15 protein-coding genes are annotated in these 21024 nt (G+C 45.0%); 6 read left to right on the forward strand and 9 right to left on the reverse strand.

Translation table 11 applies throughout. The annotated features are described in order from the left end of the window. Positions 1-26: 26 nt before the first annotated feature. From IEY09_RS11380 to gmk, 5 genes are all read right to left on the reverse strand, one after another. The gene (locus IEY09_RS11380; RefSeq protein WP_188871124.1) at positions 27-1691 is read right to left on the reverse strand and encodes an AMP-binding protein; all 1665 of its coding nucleotides are present in this window, start codon (positions 1689-1691) and stop codon (positions 27-29) included. A 232-nt stretch (positions 1692-1923) separates the two neighbouring features. Further along, on the reverse strand, positions 1924-2307 hold the full coding sequence (gene ridA / locus IEY09_RS11385) for a deaminase RidA (protein ID WP_011070722.1): 384 nt from the start codon (positions 2305-2307) through the stop codon (positions 1924-1926). A gap of 22 nt (positions 2308-2329) precedes the next feature. Beyond that, entirely contained in the window at positions 2330-4432 is a 2103-nt protein-coding gene (spoT, locus tag IEY09_RS11390) for a bifunctional GTP diphosphokinase/guanosine-3',5'-bis pyrophosphate 3'-pyrophosphohydrolase (RefSeq protein ID WP_037426421.1), read from the reverse strand. Positions 4433-4475: 43 nt separating this feature from the next. Next, positions 4476-4754, reverse strand: coding sequence for a DNA-directed RNA polymerase subunit omega (gene rpoZ / locus IEY09_RS11395; protein WP_007651394.1), 279 nt, complete (start codon positions 4752-4754; stop codon positions 4476-4478). A 58-nt stretch (positions 4755-4812) separates the two neighbouring features. Further along, on the reverse strand, positions 4813-5436 hold the full coding sequence (gene gmk, locus IEY09_RS11400) for a guanylate kinase (RefSeq protein ID WP_037413691.1): 624 nt from the start codon (positions 5434-5436) through the stop codon (positions 4813-4815). 373 nt (positions 5437-5809) lie between these two features. On the opposite strand from gmk, the gene IEY09_RS11405 reads away from it, so the two are divergent. The 4 genes from IEY09_RS11405 to IEY09_RS11420 all read left to right on the forward strand — a co-directional run bounded on the left by IEY09_RS11405 (position 5810) and on the right by IEY09_RS11420 (position 10917). Then, the gene (locus IEY09_RS11405) at positions 5810-7306 is read left to right on the forward strand and encodes a hypothetical protein (RefSeq protein ID WP_188871127.1); all 1497 of its coding nucleotides are present in this window, start codon (positions 5810-5812) and stop codon (positions 7304-7306) included. Between the two features lie 157 nt (positions 7307-7463). Next, entirely contained in the window at positions 7464-8345 is an 882-nt protein-coding gene (locus tag IEY09_RS11410; protein ID WP_188871129.1) for a nucleotidyltransferase family protein, read from the forward strand. After that, positions 8329-9393, forward strand: a complete 1065-nt coding sequence (locus tag IEY09_RS11415) for a phosphotransferase enzyme family protein (RefSeq protein ID WP_037413685.1) — start codon at positions 8329-8331, stop codon at positions 9391-9393. Before IEY09_RS11410 ends, IEY09_RS11415 begins: the two co-directional genes overlap by 17 nt. Positions 9394-9492: 99 nt before the next feature. After that, the gene (locus IEY09_RS11420; protein ID WP_188871131.1) at positions 9493-10917 is read left to right on the forward strand and encodes an MFS transporter; all 1425 of its coding nucleotides are present in this window, start codon (positions 9493-9495) and stop codon (positions 10915-10917) included. 50 nt (positions 10918-10967) lie between these two features. Here the strand turns inward: IEY09_RS11420 and IEY09_RS11425 are convergent, their stop codons facing one another. Then, positions 10968-11831, reverse strand: coding sequence for a sulfotransferase family protein (locus IEY09_RS11425; protein ID WP_188871133.1), 864 nt, complete (start codon positions 11829-11831; stop codon positions 10968-10970). 304 nt (positions 11832-12135) lie between these two features. On the opposite strand from IEY09_RS11425, the gene IEY09_RS11430 reads away from it, so the two are divergent. Both IEY09_RS11430 and IEY09_RS11435 read left to right on the forward strand, forming a co-directional pair. Further along, positions 12136-13251, forward strand: a complete 1116-nt coding sequence (locus IEY09_RS11430; protein WP_188871135.1) for a Fic family protein — start codon at positions 12136-12138, stop codon at positions 13249-13251. A 297-nt stretch (positions 13252-13548) separates the two neighbouring features. Continuing rightward, positions 13549-14844 carry a restriction endonuclease gene (locus IEY09_RS11435; protein ID WP_188871137.1) on the forward strand — a complete coding sequence of 432 codons (1296 nt, stop codon included), beginning with the start codon at positions 13549-13551 and terminating at the stop codon, positions 14842-14844. Here the strand turns inward: IEY09_RS11435 and IEY09_RS11440 are convergent. The 3 genes from IEY09_RS11440 to IEY09_RS11450 form a co-directional block, all read right to left on the reverse strand. Beyond that, the gene (locus tag IEY09_RS11440; RefSeq protein WP_188871139.1) at positions 14841-16730 is read right to left on the reverse strand and encodes a response regulator receiver domain; all 1890 of its coding nucleotides are present in this window, start codon (positions 16728-16730) and stop codon (positions 14841-14843) included. The two genes, IEY09_RS11435 and IEY09_RS11440, sit on opposite strands and share 4 nt — an antisense overlap. Then, positions 16723-19692, reverse strand: a complete 2970-nt coding sequence (locus IEY09_RS11445; protein ID WP_188871141.1) for an ATP-binding protein — start codon at positions 19690-19692, stop codon at positions 16723-16725. Before IEY09_RS11445 ends, IEY09_RS11440 begins: the two co-directional genes overlap by 8 nt. Before the next feature lie 76 nt (positions 19693-19768). Beyond that, positions 19769-20932 (reverse strand): DNA cytosine methyltransferase, encoded by a 1164-nt coding sequence (locus tag IEY09_RS11450; protein WP_188871143.1) that lies wholly within the window; start codon positions 20930-20932, stop codon positions 19769-19771. Between the last annotated feature and the right edge of the window lie 92 nt (positions 20933-21024).

The following is a 21024-nucleotide window of genomic DNA, read 5'->3' on the forward strand; positions in this document are numbered from 1 at the left end:
TTTAATCATAACGGTGCGCTTTGACGTTATTTTGCGACTAACTCATCTTCCCAGCGTACTTGAGCACCACGGATCCCGTCCACCCTTTCGCTAAAGGCTTTCTCAAGCACGTGGCGCTTGATCTTCAGTGTGGGGGTTAATACATCGTTTTCGATGGTCCAAGGTTCACTCACCACCACAATGGCATCCACATGTTCGTGGGATTCTAAATGTGGATTCACACTATCGAGTGTCGCTTTAAGGGAAGCGCGTACTTCTTCACGGGCTTGTAGGTTAGCTCCCTCAGAGAGTTGCACTAGGGCTACAGGGTGCGGCAAACCAGATCCAATAACACAAATCAGCTCCACATGAGGATCTTGTGCAAGCTTGCGCTCAATGGGCACTGGTGCCACATATTTGCCTTTAGCGGTTTTAAAGTTGTCTTTCACGCGGCCAGTTATCGTCACACAACCATCGGTATCAATGGCGCAGAGATCGCCGGTATGGAAGAAACCATCAGCATCGAAGGCCGCCGCGGTGGCTTCAGGTTGCAGATAATAGGCGGTCATTAGGCCTGGGCTCTTAATGAGTAGCTCGCCATCTTCACCTTGGCGGATTTGGCAATCCTGCACGGGTTTACCCACAGTGCCGATTTTACGCGCATCGAAAGGGTAGTTGATGATGGAGTAAGCACAGTTTTCTGTCATGCCCCAAGCCTCACAAATATCCAGCCCAATACTGTGATACCAGTGGATGAGTGAGGGTGGAATAGGCGCTGAGCCAGAGCCGAGTAAACGGCAATGGTTGAGTCCTAAGCCCTTATGGATCTTGTGTTTTACTAGGCTGCTAATCAGTGGAATTTTTAGCAATAGATTGAGTTTGCCAACACCAATCTTGTCGATAATGTTCTTTTGGAACAGGCTCCACAGGCGTGGAACGGAGAAAAACACCGTTGGTTTAGCGCGCTGCACATCCGCAACGAAGGAGTCTAAGCTTTCGACGAAGGCGACTGTACTGCCTGAATAAAAGGATGAGCCTTCAATCGCCACGCGCTCGGTAATATGGGCTAACGGTAAGTAGGACAATAATCTATCTTTACCATCTGTACGTAGATCGCGCACCACCGCTTGGCAAGTCCAACCATAGCTAGCATAGGTTTGAATCGCACCTTTAGGTTGACCCGTTGAGCCCGAGGTATAAATCAGCGTCATTATCTGATCGGGTTCGGCTAATGGCGCTTCAATCAACGGGTTGCCCATATTGAGCAATTGTTCCCATTGATATTGAGCTGGCATGGTGTCGTAGGGCATCGCAAGGCGCAGCAATTCGCCGCCGACACCGGCTTCTTGATCGGCCCAATGATCGAGCTTACCGAGGACAATCGCTTTAGCCCCACTATGCTGCAATACATAGCGAATGGTATCTGGATTCGCAGTCGGATAAATAGGAACGCTGATATAGCCGCCGTGCATCAGGGCGAGGTCGGTGATAAACCATTCGGCACAGTTTTTAGACAGAACGGCAATCTTATCGCCCGGCTCTAAGCCTAAATGACGCAACGCGCCAGCGAGTTGTTGGACTTTTTCTTGTACTTCATTCCAAGTGAAATCAAGGTATTGCCCCTTGATTGGCTGGCGCAAATAAATCTCATCCCCACGCGTATTCGCCCAGTGCGCCAGCATTTCAATTGGCGTCTTAATCGCTTTATCCATAGGCAATTCCCTGTTCTTTATTGTTATTTTCACCCCAACATAGGTGCCCAGTATGGCGAGTTTTGTGAGGCCGCGCAAATAGTTTGCAAGATTGTAAAATCACTAAATCTGCAAAACAGCCTAATGGGCGAGTATGAAATGAAAATGAACTTAATCACAGGTCAGAGCAGGAGCCGCAGGGCGCATTAGGCAATAAAAAAGGCGCCTAAGCGCCTTTCATATCAGTTGAAGCTTACAGCTCCATCACGCCATCCATTTCGACTTGCGAATCTTTAGGTAACTGCTTCACACCGATAGCGGCGCGAGCTGGGTAAGGTTGGCTGAAGTAACGGCTCATGATCTCATTCACTTTGGCGAAGTGGCTTAAGTCCGTTAGGAAGATATTGAGCTTAACGATATCGTTGATTGTGCCGCCAGCTGCGGTGCAAACAGCGGTTAAGTTTTCAAACACTTGCACGACTTGCGCCTCAAAATCATCGCTCACGATTTGCATTGTGCTTGGCACCAGTGGGATTTGGCCGGATAAATATACAGTGTTGCCGACTTTAACCGCTTGAGAATAAGTGCCAATTGCCGCTGGGGCGTTTTCGGTCGCGATAATGATTTTTTCTGCCATGACGCTCTCTCTAAAGTAATGATCAACGATTACGGGATGTACGCAACACCTCGGGCAGTACCCGGATACGGCGCATCACGTTAGCTAAATGGATCCTATCCTTCACCGAAATCCGCAGGTTAATCAAGTAAACGCGGCCATCACGCTCTTCGGTGCTAAGGTTGTGAATGTTCGAGCCTTCGGCGGCGATAATTGAGGTGATCTTCGCCAGCGCGCCTTGGTGGTTAACAATTTCAACCCGCAGATTGGCTTGATACTCGACGCCTTCGACATTGTCCCACTGTACGGGAATGTATTTATCGGGTTCGCCTTGGTAACCGCGAATGTTAGCGCAGTTTTCCATGTGGACGACTAAGCCTTTACCTTGGCTCACGTGGGCAATCACCGCATCACCAGGGATGGGGCGGCAGCAGTTAGCGAAGGTTACTAACATGCCTTCGGCGCCACGGATTGGCATCAGGTGAGAATCGCGGCTCTCTTGATTCTCTAAATTATCGCCAATCAAACGTTGGGCGATGACTATGCTCATGGCATTGCCAAGGCCGATGTCGGCGAGTAAGGAATTTAAATTGGCGTGCTTGGTATCGCGCACGACTTTATCAATCTGCTCGGCTGGAATGCTATCGAGTTTGGTTTTACCCAGCGCATGGTTAAGCAAGCGGCGGCCAAGGGCGATAGCATCGTCCGCTTTTAGGCTCTTAAGCACTTGGCGGATTTTTGCGCGTGCTTTACCCGTCACCACAAAGTTAAGCCAAGCGGCATTCGGACGCGCGCCTTTGGCGGTAATGATCTCAACGGTTTGGCCGGAGATTAATGGCTGGCTTAACGGATAAGCTTGGCGGTTAACGCGGGCGCCGACACAGGTGTTACCCACATCGGTGTGGACTTCATAGGCAAAGTCGACGGCGGTGGCGTTAACCGGTAATTCTAAAATGCGACCTTCGGGGGTAAACACGTAAATCTCTTCGGGGAAGAGTTCGGTTTTGACGTTTTCCACGAATTCGAAGGAGGTGCTGGCGCTCTGTTGCAGTTCCAGCAAGCTTTGCATCCACTTGCGGGCACGCACTTGCGTGGTGGTGCCTTGACCATCGGCACCGCCTTTGTAAGCCCAGTGGGCCGCAACCCCTTTATCGGCCATTTGATCCATATCTTCGGTACGAATTTGGATCTCGACGGGTACGCCGTGGGGGCCGAATAACGAGGTATGTAGCGACTGATAGCCGTTGGCTTTGGGGATAGCAATATAATCTTTAAAGCGACCTGGACGTGGTTTATACAGGCCATGCATCGCACCGAGCACGCGATAACACGTATCGATGGAGTCGACAATCACGCGAAAGGCGTAGATATCCATGACTTCTTGAAATTGCAGCTCTTTACTCTGCATCTTGTTGTAGATGGAGTAGAGGTTTTTTTCGCGGCCTTTGACTTTGCCTTTAATGCCCGCATCGTTTAGGCGGGTTAACACCGCAGCCTCAATGCCTTGAATGAGTTCTTTACGGTTGCCTCGGGCGGCTTTCACTACTTCCTTTAATACCCGATAACGCATGGGATAATAGGCTTGAAAACCCAAATCCTCTAACTCAGTCTTGATATTGTGAATACCAAGTCGGTTGGCAATCGGCGCGTAAATCTCTAAGGTTTCACGGGCAATACGACGGCGTTTGTCAGGACGCAGCGCGCCTAAGGTGCGCATGTTGTGGGTGCGGTCGGCAAGCTTGATGAGAATAACGCGGATATCCTGCGTCATCGCCATCATCATTTTGCGAAAGTTTTCTGCTTGAGCTTCTTTCTTATCGCGAAATTTCAGCTTGTCGAGCTTAGACACCCCTTCAACCAATTCAGCCACCGATTCGCCAAATCGCTCGGCTAAATCTTCTTTGGTGACATAGGTATCTTCGATGGTGTCATGCAGCAATGCCGCCATCAGCGTCTCATGGTCGAGACGCATTTCGGCGAGGATGCGGGCAACCGCAACCGGATGGGTAATATAAGGTTCGCCGCTAGTGCGCATTTGCCCTTCATGGGCATCACGCGCAACTTGGTAAGCCTGCTTGAGCAATTCTACCTGTTCAGGTTCTAAGTAACCGGAAGCAGACTCCTTTAGACCTTCAAACAGATACAAGTGGCAGCTCTCCTTTACCCAAACAGGTGTGACTCAATCAAACTTATAGTGAACGGCCTTCAGCGATAGCTGCAACAGCTGCGATTTCAGCAGCTTCACGCTCACGCACAGTTTGACGCTCATCAGCATCTAAAGTGTGAGCATTCACTAAACCTAGTTCGATTTCACGCAGGGCGATAACCGTTGGTTTGTCGTTCATCTCTTCAACCATAGGGTCTTTACCCTGCACGGCGATTTGGCGAGCACGACGCGCCGCAACCAGGATCATATCAAAACGGTTGCCGATTTGTTCTACGGCGTCTTCTACAGTTACGCGAGCCATGTGTTGAAACTCCAGTTTATCTAGGGAAAAAATGACGCAAAATTGTACACTATGGCAGTTAGCCTGCCAACAGATCGTTAAGCATATCATTTTGCGCGTGGATCTGACTAGCACCCGTTAAGCGTTGGCTGCGAATGATCGCCCGCAGATCCGCCAGTGCTGTGTCGAAATCGTCATTGACGATAATAAAATCATATTCTTTATAGTGCGACATTTCAGAAACCGCCTGTGCCATACGGCTGGCGATCACATCCTTGCTGTCTTGGCCGCGGCCAGTCAGGCGACGCTCTAGCTCATCCCGTGAGGGTGGCAGAATAAATACGCCCACGGCTTCTGGCATCAAAGCTTTGACTTGTTGGGCACCTTGCCAGTCGATATCGAGGAACACATCAATACCTTGAGTTAAGGTGTGCTCAATCACATGGCGCGATGTGCCGTAGTAATTGCCAAACACTTCGGCCCACTCAAAAAAGGCATTTTGCGCGATCAGTGCTTTAAATTCTTCAACATTAACAAAATGGTAGTGTTGACCATCAACTTCACCTGGGCGCGGCGCGCGGGTGGTGTGCGATACTGAAACCTGCATATCGGCAGGTTTGTCTTTTAACAATGCCGAAATTAGCGAGGATTTACCCGCACCACTTGGCGCTGACACAATAAATAAATTTCCGCGTGCGGTCATGAGCTAAATATCCAGTTGGTTAACGCAAGAAGGGCCCAGAAAGCCGAGTATTATACAGATTTTGACCTTAAAAACGCTAGGGCTTGTTAGCCAGCAATTGTTGTCTATTTATGTTTTGCGACAGTTAACGCTGCCGTTGGTGCATTTTTACGGTTTACTGTGACTCAAAGATCGGATACTGAAAATCTCTGCGTCCCTAAGCCTTGCTGAGCTTGAGAATTAAGCCTGATTTAGCTTTAGATGGATATAATCAGCATTTTTGCTTATCTAGCGTCTTATTGCACTGACAATTGCGGCTAAATTCGTTACGCTCATGCCTATGCGACATTGAGAGTCGTGTGCGCTTGAATTATTTCACTATAAAGGAAGGGTCGTGCTGTTAAAATCTCTTTTCTGCCTTCACGGGCGTGATTCCCGCCCCCGCTTTGTTGCTATCAGTGTTGGTGTCTATTTAGGCATATCACTGGCTGTCGCCGCATTTGGGGCGAACTTTCTCATGTATCTTTTAGCGTTAGCGGGCCTGCCTTTACTCGCCCTCACGGCGCTGCGTCGTTTAAATGATGCGGCTAAGCCTAAGGCCTTGGTTGCAGTCTTTATTCTGCCGCTACTGATTTTACTGGCGCTGTATATTGTGGCTGCGCCACCAGTATTGGCGATATTAGGGTTAGTGTTGGGGGCTGGCGCGACTTTTTGGGGAACCCGTTTGAAGTCGCCAACCATAGTGGATTACCGTTTTGGTTATTATGGACCAGCACTCGATGCGCCTATCTCGCAGGCGATCCCCCGTCGCCGAGTTGAACCTGTGATCACGCCAAAGGCGGCCACGGCGCAAAATGCGGTGCCTGATGTATCAGTAAATATTCCTGTTGCGGCTCCGGCAGAAGCTTATTCCCAGACAGAGCCAACTATTTCGTCTGCTGTTGCTGAGCCAGAACTTGAGGTGTTGCGCCAAGATGAGCTGCGCTTTGATGCCTTAACTAAGATGACTGCCAATCCAGCGGATTTTGTGGTGCCTGATGCTGTAATTGAGGGGCATGCCGATTTTCGTCCCGCTAATCCGAGCCGAGTAGAGCAAACGCGAATCGACCTCGCCGAGGTCGATTTAGCTCAAGTGGATTTGCAGGGAGAAGAATTTAAGCGTGCGCCGCTTGATCCTGCTGAGCACAGTGATGAGCCGGTGTGGCGCTTTGATCCCGATGACAATGCCGATGTTTTTAATGACACCGAGCATGCTGAAGAAGTGCGCCGTCGCCGCGCCGAAGCTAAAGAATCCGGTTCTATGACCGAATTGTTTAGGGGCGTCGCGGAGTTTTTTGCTCCTTACCGTCGTTATATTAAGTTGCCTAAATTACCTAAGCCGGAACGCCGTTACTGGCTGCCTGTCGGCGGCGGTGCGGGCGCTGTGTTGTTAGTCTTGCTGGTATGGGGATTATGGCCTAGTTCCGATGAGTCGCAGGTAGACGAATCGGTTGTGCCAGCGGTGCCTTCAGCACCTATTGCAGCAAGCGATCGTGTGACCTTAGATCTGCCCGACGGTTTTTCGGTGGCATTAGAGCAAGATGTATTAATTATTCGTTGGTTGGGTGAACGCGACAAGCCGCAAAACCTGTGGTCTATTGCTACGGCGAAGGGTGATAAGAGTTGTAGTGCATTAGTGTTTAATAATGGCACTGAGTATCGCACTATCACTGTGGATTTGCTTGCCGACTCTGCCACTGAAGCGCGTTTCACGCCGCTTGATACCGCTAATATCATTACCGATTTAGCCCGCCGTGGCAGCATTGGTTTGTGTGGTTATAAGTTCAGCCTCAAAGGCAGCCAAGCGGTTTTAGAGCCAAATCGTGCCTTTGGAACTTATTTAGCCCGTTAAATAGATAAAAATAAGCTTAAATGCTAGTCAGGATTAGAGGGGTAGATTACACTTTTGCTCCTCTTTTTCTCCGATCTTGTGTTACATGCGCTCGCATAGCCGATGACGGCGAGGTTCGGGAAAATTTCTTTAATACGAACTGAAAACTCAATCCCACATGAATACAGATTTGACCTTAGTCATTATGGCGGCGGGCCTTGGAAGTCGTTTTGGCGGCGATAAGCAGTTAGCCTCCCTTGGGCCAGCTGGCGAACCCATGTTGGTGTTATCTATTTTATCGGCTATTCGCAGTGGATTTCAGCGTGCTGTATTAGTGATCCGCCCTGAGCTTGAGGCGGAGCTCTCCGGGATATTGACGCAGTTTTTACCCGCAAACTTTGAATATCACTTTTGCTACCAGTCATTAAGTGATTTACCACAAGACGCAATGCTTGCTGATTTTAGCCATCGTTTAAAGCCTTGGGGGACAGCACATGCGCTCTGGTGTGCCCGCGATTGGGTAACAGGACCAATGGCAGTGATCAATGCCGATGACTTTTACGGTGACAGCGCCTTTGCCTCGTTAGCACAAGGCTTAACCGCCAGACCTAAGGATTGGATGATGGTGGCTTATCCTATCGAGCTAACGTTATCTGAACATGGCGGAGTAAACCGTGGCTTATGTCAAGTTGAGCATGGGCAGTTACGCTCGGTCGCCGAGTGGTTAAATATTCAAGCTCAAGATGATGGTTTTGTGGGCGAAGGGCCAATGGGATTAGCAAAGCTTCCTTCACAGTCGCTGGTATCCATGACCTGCTGGGGCTTTTCGCCAAGCATATTTGATGTTATTAAACAGCAATTAACCGCATTTATTGAACAACAGGGCCAATTGCCGAAATCGGAGTGTTATTTGCCTGCTGTGGTTCAGGCGGCAATTGAGCAAGGTGTGCCCGTTTATGTTGATGTGGCCAGCGAACCTTGGCTCGGTGTGACCTATCCGCAGGATACTGTCTGGGTAAAGCAAAAATTAATGGAGTTATTGGGTGATAAAACTCATTAGGCAGTCAGTGTTGCCTCATTTTGGAATTGAAGCCGACGAGGCAAAAATCTCAGCGTTAGGGAATGGTCATATTAACGACACCTTATTAGTGCGTTGGCCTACGGGTGAATTGGTGCTGCAACGTATTAACACCCAAGTGTTTAAGACGCCGCAGGCGCTGGTGAGTAATGCCGATAAGATCAGCCATCATTTATGCGCCAAGGCATTGCAGCAGCAATATGGTCTGCAAGTGGTTAGCCCTTGTCTTACCCAAGAGGGTGAACTTGCTATTGATTTAGGTGAGCAGGGATTTTGGCGTGCGATCAGTTATTTACCCCATAGTTTAAGTATCGAAGTGGTGAAGTCTGAAGCGCAGGCTGAAATGGCCGCCAAGGCCTTTGGTCACTTTGCCTGTGCATTAAGTGATTTTGACGCCACCGAGCTTGAAGATGTGATCCCGCAGTTTCATCACTTGCCTGGGCGGATGGAAATGCTGCGCCAAGCGGTGCAGCAGGATAAAGCCAAGCGCTTAGAGTCGTGCCGTCAATGGGTTGATTACGCGCTGTCGCAGCAAGGTTTATTGGATGAACTGGCTGAAATCTCGCCGCAGTTACCGCTGCGGATCTGCCATAACGACACGAAAATCAACAATATGTTGTTTGATAAGCGCGACATGTCGAGCATGGCGATTATCGATTTAGACACCTGCATGAAAGGTCATCTAATGTATGACTTTGGCGATATGGTGCGTACTTTCTGTTCGCCCGAGGAAGAAGATTCTACTGCCCTTGAAAATGTTAAAGTGCGCCAGTCGATCTTTGCCGCCATTTGCCGTGGCTATTTAAGTGAGCTCTCCGAGGTATTAACTGAGGTCGAAAAACGCAGCCTTTGGCTTGGGGCGCGAGTCATTTGCCTGATGATCGGCGTGCGTTTTTTAACGGATTATCTCAATGGCGACGTGTATTTCCACGTGCACCGTGAGGGTCATAATCTGGATAGAGCGGCGAACCAGTTTACCTTGTATCAAAGCCTGTTAGATCAAGAAGCCGAGTTAAAGGCTTGCTTCTAGCCCTAATCAAACGCCCCAAACGGGGCGTTTTGTTTTTTGCTTATATACGACATAATTGCACCATTAAAAACCCTTAGTCGCATATGGATTTGGCTTGGAATGGGCAACCACGAAGTACCCACTGCATTAACTTGCGCGCGCCGTAGCGCCAGAAATCTCTGGTTAAGATGTACTCTGCGTCGTTCACAGCAGGAAGCCGTTGCCTCATCGATGATGACGGCAACCAGCGATAACTTTTTTAACGCTTACGCGATTTTTCTCGGTGCTAGTCTTGCGCAAATGGGCTTTGTTACTGGTTTACCGCAGCTCTTTGGGGCGATGTCGCAGTTAGTTTCTGTCTGGTTAGCGAGCCATTTTTCCCGTCGCGGGTTTATCGTTTGCTGCGCAGCTTTGCAAGCTGTTGTGGTATTGGCGATGGGCGTGTTGGCGGCCTTTCGCCCCGATCACGCAGTGTGGATATTTATCGCGCTCGCCGTGGGATACCACGGTTTTATTAATCTTATCCAACCCCATTGGCGCGCGTGGATGGGGTCTATCGTGCCTGAACGTCGCCGTGGCGCCTTTTTCGCGGCGCGTACCCGCTTAACCATGGGCGCATCCTTAAGCGTGTTCTTTATTGGCGGTGGTATTCTGACCTTGACCGATTCGCAGCAAATGGCCTGGTTGGGTTTTACGCTGCTGTTTTCGATTGCCGCCATGGGGCGTTTTGTCTCGGCTTGGTTATTACTGCAAATGCACGATCCTGATCCGCGTGAAGCCAAGCAGTGCGGCGTGTTTATCCAAACCATTCGCAATTTTCGCGGCGCATGGAAGGATAAAACCTTTCGCCAGTACAGCTTGTTTGTGGCCAGTATGCAGGCGATGGTCGCCATATCGGCGCCATTTTTCGCTGTGTATATGCTAGAAGACCTGCACTTTAGCTACATCGAATTTGTGCTCGCGAGTGTGGCCTCGATAGCGACTCAATTTGTGACGCTAAAGTTTTGGGGGCGATTTAGCGATCAATTCGGCAATCGTTTGGTGATGATTATTACCAGTTGCATGATCCCAAGCTTGCCATTGTTATGGCTGTTTTCCGATAACTATCTGTATATTCTCCTTATTCAGGCATTTTCGGGCCTCGCGTGGAGCGGCTTTACCTTAAGTACCGCCAATTACCTTTATGATATTCGTCCCTTTCGCAGTGACTTTGCGACCTATGCAGCGTTGCAAGCGTCACTCAGTGCGGGATTCGTATTTGTGGGGGCGATGGTTGGCGGCACGATAGCCTCCCATGCGGCGGACTTTTTAGTCTGGTCAGGCTGGAATGCTTGGCTCAGTAGCCCGATTTTTGTAGTGTTTTTAGTATCGACCATACTGCGCGCATTTGTGACACTGTGGTTTATTCCGCGCTCGGTCGAACCCAAAGTCAGGCCTCGGCCGCAGTTACTGCAACTTATCTTCCGTATCCGCGGTTTTAATGCAATTTCGGGCGTGAGTCTCGACTGGCTAACTGTGGTTAAGCGTCGGAAAAATAATGAGTAACCTAGAACCTAGAACCTAGAATCTAGAATCTAGAACCTAGAACCTTGGCCCTAGATTTTATAATCAAAGAACTTACGTTTGTCTGGCCCCGAGGCATTGGCGCTGATCTTATTCGGGTGTTTATATTCATCCCAACTGGCCACATTGCGGCCGACATTGAGCTTAGGAAAGCTCTGCTGATTTTCGGTAGCGGCTAGGCCCATAAAAGCCAATAGCTGACCGAGGGCACCTTGTTGGCTCACATCGATACTGAGTAAGTCGTGTCTGCCCGCAAAATAGTCGAACACGCTTTGTTTATGGCGCAGATAACAATCGATAAGATGTTGTTCATCCTGCGGATTTTCGACTATACCTACGCCAAAGCTATGGCGAAAGCTGCGCTTCATGATTGGGTGGAATCGGCCAGTTTTGGCATCTAAATGTGGCAGCATTCGACCGAGTAACATCTGCATCGACGGCACCCAAGAGTCTAACTCTCGGTCAATATAGACAAATTTGGCCTCGGGGAAGAGTTTATCTAACTGTTTGAAATCACTAAAACAAGGCGCATCGGAAATCGCATCAGCCTGCATAAAGGCTGCTTTAGTAAACGCCATATGTGCCACTTTTAAACCTTGCTCCAATAGCGCCACGCTTACGCTCGTCGTCCCAGTACGGGGCAAGCCGATAAAAATAACCTTCTGTTTTTGCTCGGCAACAACCGACTCATGCTTAATCGCATTTGGCTCGATTGCACTCGGCTTGGTTGCACTTGGCTCGATTGCGCTTGGCTTGGTTGCATTCGGCGCGAGTAAGCTTAGCCTGATGTCATTTGGTTTAGTCGAATCGCACTGTGGCTGATTGAGCTGCACATCTTCACTATGGTTATGCCTTTGAGAATCAGGAAGGGTGGCAATAGTTGCGTTATCAGGCATGGATTAGGCTCGGCATTGTTGTCAGCGTGGTCGCGATGGGTAGGTAAATTGGGGTTTAACATTAGCGTTTTATCAACGTTGGCAGTATATCGCAGTGCACAGGTTTTGGCAGCGCAAAGCTGGCGTTGCGTCGGTATTGCGTTGTAGAGGCAATCAACAGCATAAATTCCTTTATGCTAGAAGCAGTTGGGCAAGGTGAGGCGATTACTTGTATTATTTGCCTCATTTAGTGAGGCGAATAGGTTTGTTAATTGACTCATTGTGTGAGTAAAATAGGCTTGTTATTTGACTCATGGGGTAGGATATGTGGATTTGGCAGCAAGCCGATTGGCCTAAATTTCATTGGAATGCCAGCAGCATTGATGTCTTGCTGCGTCAGGTCTATTTCAATCAGGGCCAACTCCTCGGCAAGCAAATGCTAAGTCCCGACGACAACAAGTTAACCTCAGCGGCGGCACTCGACACCTTACTCGCTAATATTATCCATTCCAGTGCCATTGAAGGTGAAAAGCTCAATGCGGCTTCGGTGCGCTCATCCTTGGCTAAAAAACTCGGTGTGTCCGAAGACAAACCGTATCCGACCACGGCACAAACCGATGGTTTAGCCGACATTATGCTCGATGCCTTAAAAAATTTAGATACAGAGTTAACCCTTGAGCGGATATTAGGTTGGCATAAACAGTTATTTCCCCAGGGTTATACGCTGTTTAATCCCGTTATTGGTGGAGCGCTACGTGGCGATACGCCTATGCAAGTTGTCTCAGGCCGGATTGATAAACCAAGGGTGCATTTTGAGGCCCCCTCTCGAGCGACTTTGGACGCTGAACTCTCACTGTTTATCGAATGGTTTAATGCTTCACGGCAAGAGCCTGGCTTAGATCCGCTTATCCGTGCGGCGATAACTCACCTTTGGTTTGTGACTCTGCATCCGCTTGATGATGGTAATGGGCGCATCACGCGTTTATTGACCGATTTAGCTTTAGCGCAAGCGGAAAAACGCTCAATTCGTTTTTACGCAATGTCGGTCAGTATTCTGGCCCGTCGCCAAGCCTACTATGACATTTTAGAGTCCACCCAAAGGGGCGATGTCGATATTACTCCTTGGTTAGTATGGTTTTTTGAAACCCTCAATGATTGCTTACTCAATGCGATGGCCGATGTGAACAAGACTCTGCGGAAAACGCAGTATTGGCAAAATCTCGAGCAATCCCTATTGAGTCAGGAGCAAGCCAAAGTGCTCAATCGGATGTTAGATGGCGATTTTGAATTAGGGATGAATAGTGGTCAATATCAAAAGGTCGCTAAGGTGAGCCGCGCCACCGCCACCCGTCACCTTGCGCAAATGGTCGAGCAAGGCTTTTTAGTAAAAGCCGACGCCGGCGGCCGAAGTACGAGGTACTTATTGCCGAGTGGGAGGTAGTGAGTGCTGAGCTTTAAGGCTCAACAGTGGCCACAAAATGGTATCGCCCGCAGGCACGCCGTAAACTCTTCCATGAGGGCTCCACCGCGCCATCCATGGCGTAGAGGGCCTGCCCATCGATACCATTTTCCGCTGTGCAGCCCTCGTATAGAGTCAACTTCAGTGTGAGCCTTGAATGAGGTTACAAATTTGTAGTTGAATAAGCGCATACTCACAATTGATATCTACGCTTCTTTTAATTAAATATCAGTATGTTATATTTCATCAAGCTTATTGAGTAAGGATTGGTGACGAATAATGGAAATTCAGATTGGTGATGTACTGAGATATAAAAAGCCAGCATGTGGAGAAAACATGTATGAAGATGGCTACCTCAATTTCCACTTTCTAACCAAATCCATCGACGTCAACAACCTGCAACTTGAAAAGGGAATCAATCCCTGCGCCAAAATCAAAACGAGCTTGGGTCAACTTGTGCGCCCGGCAATACTGATTTCCAGTAGCCCAAATAAAAAAGGATCAGTAGAAACCCCCTGGGAAGATTTTTATGACGTTGATAATGGTCATATTCGCTACTTTGGTGACAACAAAGAACCAGGTAAAGATCCTGCTACCGCACAAGGAAATAAAGCACTACTTGAAGCGTTTCGTTTAGCCCATTCACACAGTGTGGACGAGAGATTATTAACTCCACCTATCTTGTTTTTTAAGCGGGCGATAGTTAATGGTGTCGCTAAAGGCTATCCGCAATTTTATGGATTGGGGATCATCAACAGTGTTGAATTAGTGACTCAGTGGGACAATAAATTAGCTCGCACTTTTACAAATTATGCCTTTGATTTTACGGTGCTTTGTATTGCCGCAGAGCATGAAGAGTTCGAATGGGATTGGATAAATAGCCGCCGTAAAAAAGGCTTTTCGCTCGCGATAACCAATAATGCCGCCCCTAAAAGCTGGCGACAATGGCTAAATGAAGGTAGTAACTCTCTTAATAAATTACGCCGTCGAGTTTCCAAACTGAGTCTTGAGAAAACGGTAAACCAAAAGCCTATTCCGGGATCGGAGTCCGATAAAATTTTAAATCAAATTTATGATTACTATGCCAACAAGAAGCATAGATTTGAGGCACTCGCTGAGGTTATTGCAGAGCGCGTAATCGATAGGGAGCTTGGCATTTATCAAAAAGGCTGGGTGACTCAAGGCTCAGGTGACGGTGGTGCCGATTTTATCGGTAAGGTGACGTTGGGCTGTGGATTCTCCAAAGTGGAGTTGATTGTGCTAGGGCAGGCAAAATGTGAGTCACTTAATACGCCAACAGGTGGTAATCATATTGCTCGTACTGTGGCCCGCTTAAAGCGTGGTTGGCTCGGCGTCTATGTAACTACCAGTTATTTTTCTGACTCGGTTCAACGAGAAGTGATTGAAGACAAGTATCCAATTATTTTGATCCATGGTCGTAGACTTGCGGAGGAAGTTGCTAAAATTGTCTATGAAAGCGAAGCGTATTCGAATGTCACTGAGTTTTTAATCGCGATGGATGCAGTGTATCCATCGCGATTAAAGCAAAGGCAAGCTGAAGAGATTCTAAATTAGTTAATGAAATCTAATCCAACTCTAGATTTTGATACCCCAAGTCTACCTAGTAAGTTTAATGCATATTCATATCTTAATTCTGCAACTACAGTACCTTCAAATGGTGTGATTTTTAACTCAAGACCTTGCTCACATGGCTGAGCAGAATATAACTTCAACTTTCCGTCATCTATATTGAAAATCCCTTGTTTTTCCACATAAAAATCTTTGGCCTTAGGGTTTGCTTTACCATCGATTCCTACAGTAAAACTAAGAATTTTAATTTCATCTACATTTTTATTTGGTTTGATAAATATCATATTGTTAGATGTAGAATGTTCAATCACTTGTATCATTAAATCATCATCAGAAAAAGATGGGACATTTTCTGGTGCAATTTTTAAGCTCCTTATCATACTGTCCCTAGTGCTCTTTAAAGCTTCTCTAGCATCAAACATCTGCACTAATGTAATTGGCATAAGTTGATCCAATGGATTAATATCTTGAGCTTTATCACTATGATAAATATTTTTCTGCCCAGGTACTAAGTCACAGATTGGAGTTAAACAAAGCCAATAATTATGATTAATTTCTAAAATATGCCCGGTGATTATGTGATGTGTTGTTATAGTTCTTGAGCAACTAAAACAGTTCGCATGTAAGATTTGTTCAACTTCACTTTCCATAACTTTAGTATCTACGAAGTAGTTTAGTGCGCTTTGTTGGTCAGTTTCTAAAACTTTTATTTTGTTGACTAAATTTGCCGTAAACGTACCAAGTTCATATTTTATTTCTGTAGCAAGTTCCTCCCATAGCTTGGATATTGTGTTCCATGCTGCGGTTTGAATCTCACTATTATTTTCAGCTTTTAATAACTCTTTCAGCCAAGCAGCTTGTAAGTACTTTTTGTTAAGAATGTTGCTTGAGGCTGAAACCCCTTTGCTTTCTATTTCATTTCTTAATTTAGATAAGATAAGTTTATGTGGGTGTGGCCGCCAACTCTCCATAGCTTCTAGGAGTTTATTCGGGATCTCACTCACTGGCGTTTGTTTTTTTCCTATTACGGTTAGAAACAAATCCTCAGTTTTAACCCATGTGGTTTCGCCATTTTTTCCCCAGTCAAAATGTTTAGCAGTTTCCAGGGAAAACTTATCATCATATTCTTTAAGTATTTCGATACATACCCATTTTATTAATAGCTTTTTGCCTAAATTTATTTCTTCGGGTTTTTCATCATATATAGATGAAAACTCATCAAAAAATTCATGCGTAAGTGAACCATTTCTTAACTCAGTTTCGTGATTTTTAAGTAGTAATAAAAGATCAATTTTCGGGATTGAATTAATTAACTTTTCTCTAATGTTTGGTTCTTTAATTTCCCATAGATCTAATGCATCGTTTACTAATTTTAATGGTGTTGGAGGTAAGCTTGCTAACGCAGGCTTAGCTTGTAACGAGACAACAATGTCGGTAAAAACATCATTTACAGAACCCTTTTCACCCGTATACCCTTTAGTATGTACTGCAACAATATTAAAGTGTCTATTATTAGATAGATTTTTTATTATATTAATAGATTTCTGGCAGAAGCCTTCATCTTCACCATCTAAATGATAATCCAAAATTAAAAGATCACTATGATGAAGTCTACTCGATACATTGTCGATAGATAACTTGTCTTCTTCACCATCATAAACATCTAATAGCCAGTTATATTTTATATCACGGCTAACGGCAATGATTTCTGAGAGACGCTTAATATCTTCACTATTAAAATCATCTCTACCTTTTGTAACCAGAGCATCTAAGGTCGGATATTCGTCATCAATCACAGTAACTGTTCTTATAGGGTCAATATAAGCCTGTTTTAGAAAAGGTTTGTAATCAAACTCCATATTATTACGCATTTTTTATTCCCTTAAAATCAATTACAAAATTAGCACCATTTAATATTTTATGTTGTGGGCGTGATTCATAATATATCTTATGACCACCTGCTGCTAAATTCATCTTACAGAGATACAAACCAACCCCGCGACCTCCACGTTGTTTCTTTGTAAAGAAAATCGTGAATAAGTCATCAATATCATCAATGTCAACACCAGGGCCGTTATCACTGATGTAAACTAATCCGTCCTTGGCAGCTAGAATAATTAGGCGGTTTTCTTCAGTTGTTTCTTTAACCCAATATCTAGCATTATTTATTAAGTTTATGAAAACAGGGTATATTCTAGATGGTTGTTCATAGATAGATATTTGTGAAAATGCTTCTGTTTTTACAAAATCAATACCTGCTTTATCTAAGCGTGATTTGAAGAAATCATTTACATATTTGTATATATCATCGCCAGTTAATCTGGCTTTCACTTTTTCACCGGATAATTTCAACGGGCTTAAAAATCGCCATGAATCACTTAATGACTGATGAGCCTGAGTTACATTGGCCAAATCTTTACTCTGTGATTCAGTAAGCTCACTTTTACTTAATGAGTCAAGACCACGCTCTATAGTCATGTCGAATCCTTCAATCTCATGACCTATTATTTCAACAGAAATACCTAATTGAGCTAAGGCATGAATTTGGTCGAGTTTTTTCTTTAATTTTGTATTTTCATTGACAGATTGAATTGCTAGACCTTCAAGATCTATTTGTTCTCTTAAGCTTTCAATTGCGGTAATGTATGGCTTGAGAGATTGCTGTATTTCAATATCTTGTTTTTCATATTCTAAGTCTATCAGTGCCATTACATGTTCAAGTGTTGTTCTTTTAGCTGCTAAATCATCGAGATGGACAGTAAGATTTTTATGAAATTGCTTATTTGCAGTATCCACAAGTTCATCAAATCTCGAGATTTCTGCTTTTAATAATTCTCTACCTTCATTAGCATACTTTCGTATTTTTGCATGAAGAACACCTGCTTTGCTCTTGAAGTCTTTTTCAGCAATTTCAATATCTTCTTTAGTCGTTAGTTTTTCAAGCGCGAGATTAATCGAGGAGCTTATTTGCTTCACTAGCTCCTTAGCATTCAACTCTATATCTCTATAGTCTCGATAAGATGTTTCTATACTGCCTAATGTTCTAGGAATTGGGCTTAGAGAAAAGTTTTTTAAACGGCCATCTAGTTCGTTAAGTTCGTGTTTGAGTCTTGTTAATTCGTCTTGGCTATCAAAATTACGATTTTCTGTCAGGATATTTGTGAGCTCGATAAGCTCGTTCCTAGTTATTTCAAGATGAGCCTTATTTTTATTAATAGTGCTTTTTATTCTATCTTGCTCTTTTTTTAATAGTTTCACTCTGTCTTTAGCTGCTTTATCGGCGGCGTGTTTAGCATTTATTTCTTCTAATTTATCCGCGCGTACTTGAGATGATCTGCCAATAAAGCGCTTTGCAATTTCAATAAGGATGTTTTCAACAACTTCACGGAATAACTTTGAAGCTTTATTATCAATAATACCTTCACGGCCAGCTTTATCTTTTAAATTCGGATTTCCATACTTTGTTATGTTAACCCCGCCAAAACATGCTCTATTTGTAAAAACGTATAAACCAGCATTTTTAGACCTTCTTTTTTCCATTTCAAAGAAGTCATTATCTTCTCGGCCATACGGCATGACTCTGAGATTATCTCTAAATACCATACAGCCACCAAAAAGCTCTCTCATTTTGAAGAAGTTGCTATATTGTTCATCAGAGAGAGAGCTGTTTACTCTTGTTACTTCAAAAGTACCAAGACGGATTGAAAAGGCACCAAAATGAGTATCTTTTCTCATTTTATACCGTGACTTAGGTTTTACAGTAACATCGTTAAACCATTCACCAAATGCCTTTACATTTCCTTTAAATAACCCTTCTTCGCTGATATCTCCTTCGATAATATGCTCAAGCTGATCAAAGTTAGAAATATCGAAATTTCTTACTTCATCGATAATAAAACGTTGCAGGTGACCATTCCAGGCGACAACCGAAGTACTAAAGTCGGTAATTCTGTCTTCACCTGGGCGGCAAAATGGGTTGACAAAGCTACTTAGAGTTTGAATGAATCTTTCTTTTGCTCGTATTTCTGTGCCATCAGACTCAGAACCGGAATCTGCAGATAGTTGTGCTGTTAGATCTTCATTAATAGAGGCTATAAACATACCCGTGCCATGGCTTGAGTTGCCACTCCAAACAGGCCAAGTATCTAAATGTCTATCGGTAAAACATGTACCTATAACTGTTTCTTCAATTGCGATTTTAGTAGAGTCTTTTTTCTCAATAAGCTCTTGTTCATGGAATGACTTCCAAGCCAATTCGACTCTTGAGTCTCGTTCATTGTCTGAGCCATCACCCCATAAGTTTCCCATGAGTTTATCGAACATATCAGGTAATAACATTTGGACTTCGGAGCGAGTTGCGAATTCAACAATAGGCAGTTTAATATCATGAAGCATAAGATATGGGTTTTCGAACAAACGCCAATCTAATAGACATGCAACAAATTGCTCATTTTTCTTTTTAGATATTAATAGCATTAGTGAACCTAATGCTGCACAAGATAAGCGTCCTATCCCTTTTTGGCCTTGTTTTACCCTAATTCTGTCTATTCCATTTCGATCTTCTAAAGGGGTTTCTGTACCAGTTGCTTTTGATTCTGTGCCAACAGTAAGCCATTTACTCCGAAGGTCATCTAGTGACATGCCATGACCGTCATCCACGAGTGTGGCTACTGGGATTTCCCCATCAAAGATATTCAATGAAACATTACGGGCATAGGCATCATAAGCATTTTTCCAAAGCTCAGAAATTGCCGTTGGACAATCTGCAATTTGTTCCCGACCTAAATGGTCAATTGTGCGGGCACGGGTTTGAAATGATACTGATGAGAGCATGGGGCTTCCCTAACTAAAATTCCTTATTAGTCAGGATAATATGCTTTTTTTTAGGCAGAATAAATAGACAATTAAGCTAGGGTGTGATGATTTTTTTGATAGTGTTAATTAGCACTTTTCCTAATTTAACAGGAACAGCATTACCTATCTGTTTACCTTGCTGGGTTGAAGTACCCAGAAAATTAAAGTTATCAGGGAAGGTTTGTAATCGAGCGGCATGGCGTAGTGTCATACCTTGGTTTTTCCAAGGATGAACAAAACGGCCTTTAGAGGGATTGTTACATCCGGTAGTGATGGTATTACTTGGTAAGTGGATCATTACTCGGCCATATACGTCTTTATGACCTTTATATCCATTTGAATGACAGGGCAGCCTAAATTCTTCGCCAGCGTCTTCGCGGCTTCCATTTAAAGGCGTGGCTTCAAATTGCCTAATCATTTTAGGTGTTGGCCGCATTGTGATGTTACAAGGATCACCCTCTTTTACGGCTTCACCATATTCTAGGTTTAGCAGGAGATCTCTTGCTTCATCATCTGCAAGCTTAGTTTTTGGTCGAAAATACTCTTCAATATATTGCTCGATAAGGTCTGCTGGTATTTTTTCAAATACAGTTGAGGCCGTTTTCCAGTAAGGTGATTTATTACTAGACGGTGAGAAGTGTGTCGCTGCTGGCGGAAAATTTGCAGCATCAACATTTAGGTCTTTACGTGTACCAAAGATAAAAACACGTTTACGGTTTTGTGGCACGCCATAGTCTTTAGCATTGAGAATATCGCAAAAATGGATGGTATAACCATGGGTTTCTGCGAGAGCTAGAAGCTGATTGAGATAGTTTTCATGGCGTTTCCATAAAAGTCCCGCCACGTTTTCAATCAAGAACGCTTTTGGTCGTAAACCATCAACAAAATCAAAATACTTCAACAGAAGCTGATTTCGGGGATCATCAATACCTGCACCGTTAATCCGATGAGTCGAGAAGCCTTGACATGGTGGGCCACCAAGGAGCAAATCCAATTTTCCTGGTTTGAGCTTTAACTCTGTCATTAAGGCGGGCAAGTCGACAGCATTAATATCGCCATTAATTAACTTAGTTGGTGCTTTTAGGCGTTCAACGAGGTTACGTTGATAAGTAATGGTAGCGGCTGTATCTAGTTCGATAGCTGCGATGACATCAATGCCACATTGATGTGCGGCAAGAGATAAGCCGCCAGCACCCGAAAATAGATCTATCGCTTTCATTAATCATCAGTCCAAACTCAAATTTCGAACCGCAAATTATACATGGCAAGCACTATTCCGCTAGCTTTTAGTTTGTGATTGAGGAGTTTGTA

Source organism: Shewanella xiamenensis (assembly GCF_014647135.1).
Taxonomy (GTDB): domain Bacteria; phylum Pseudomonadota; class Gammaproteobacteria; order Enterobacterales; family Shewanellaceae; genus Shewanella; species Shewanella xiamenensis.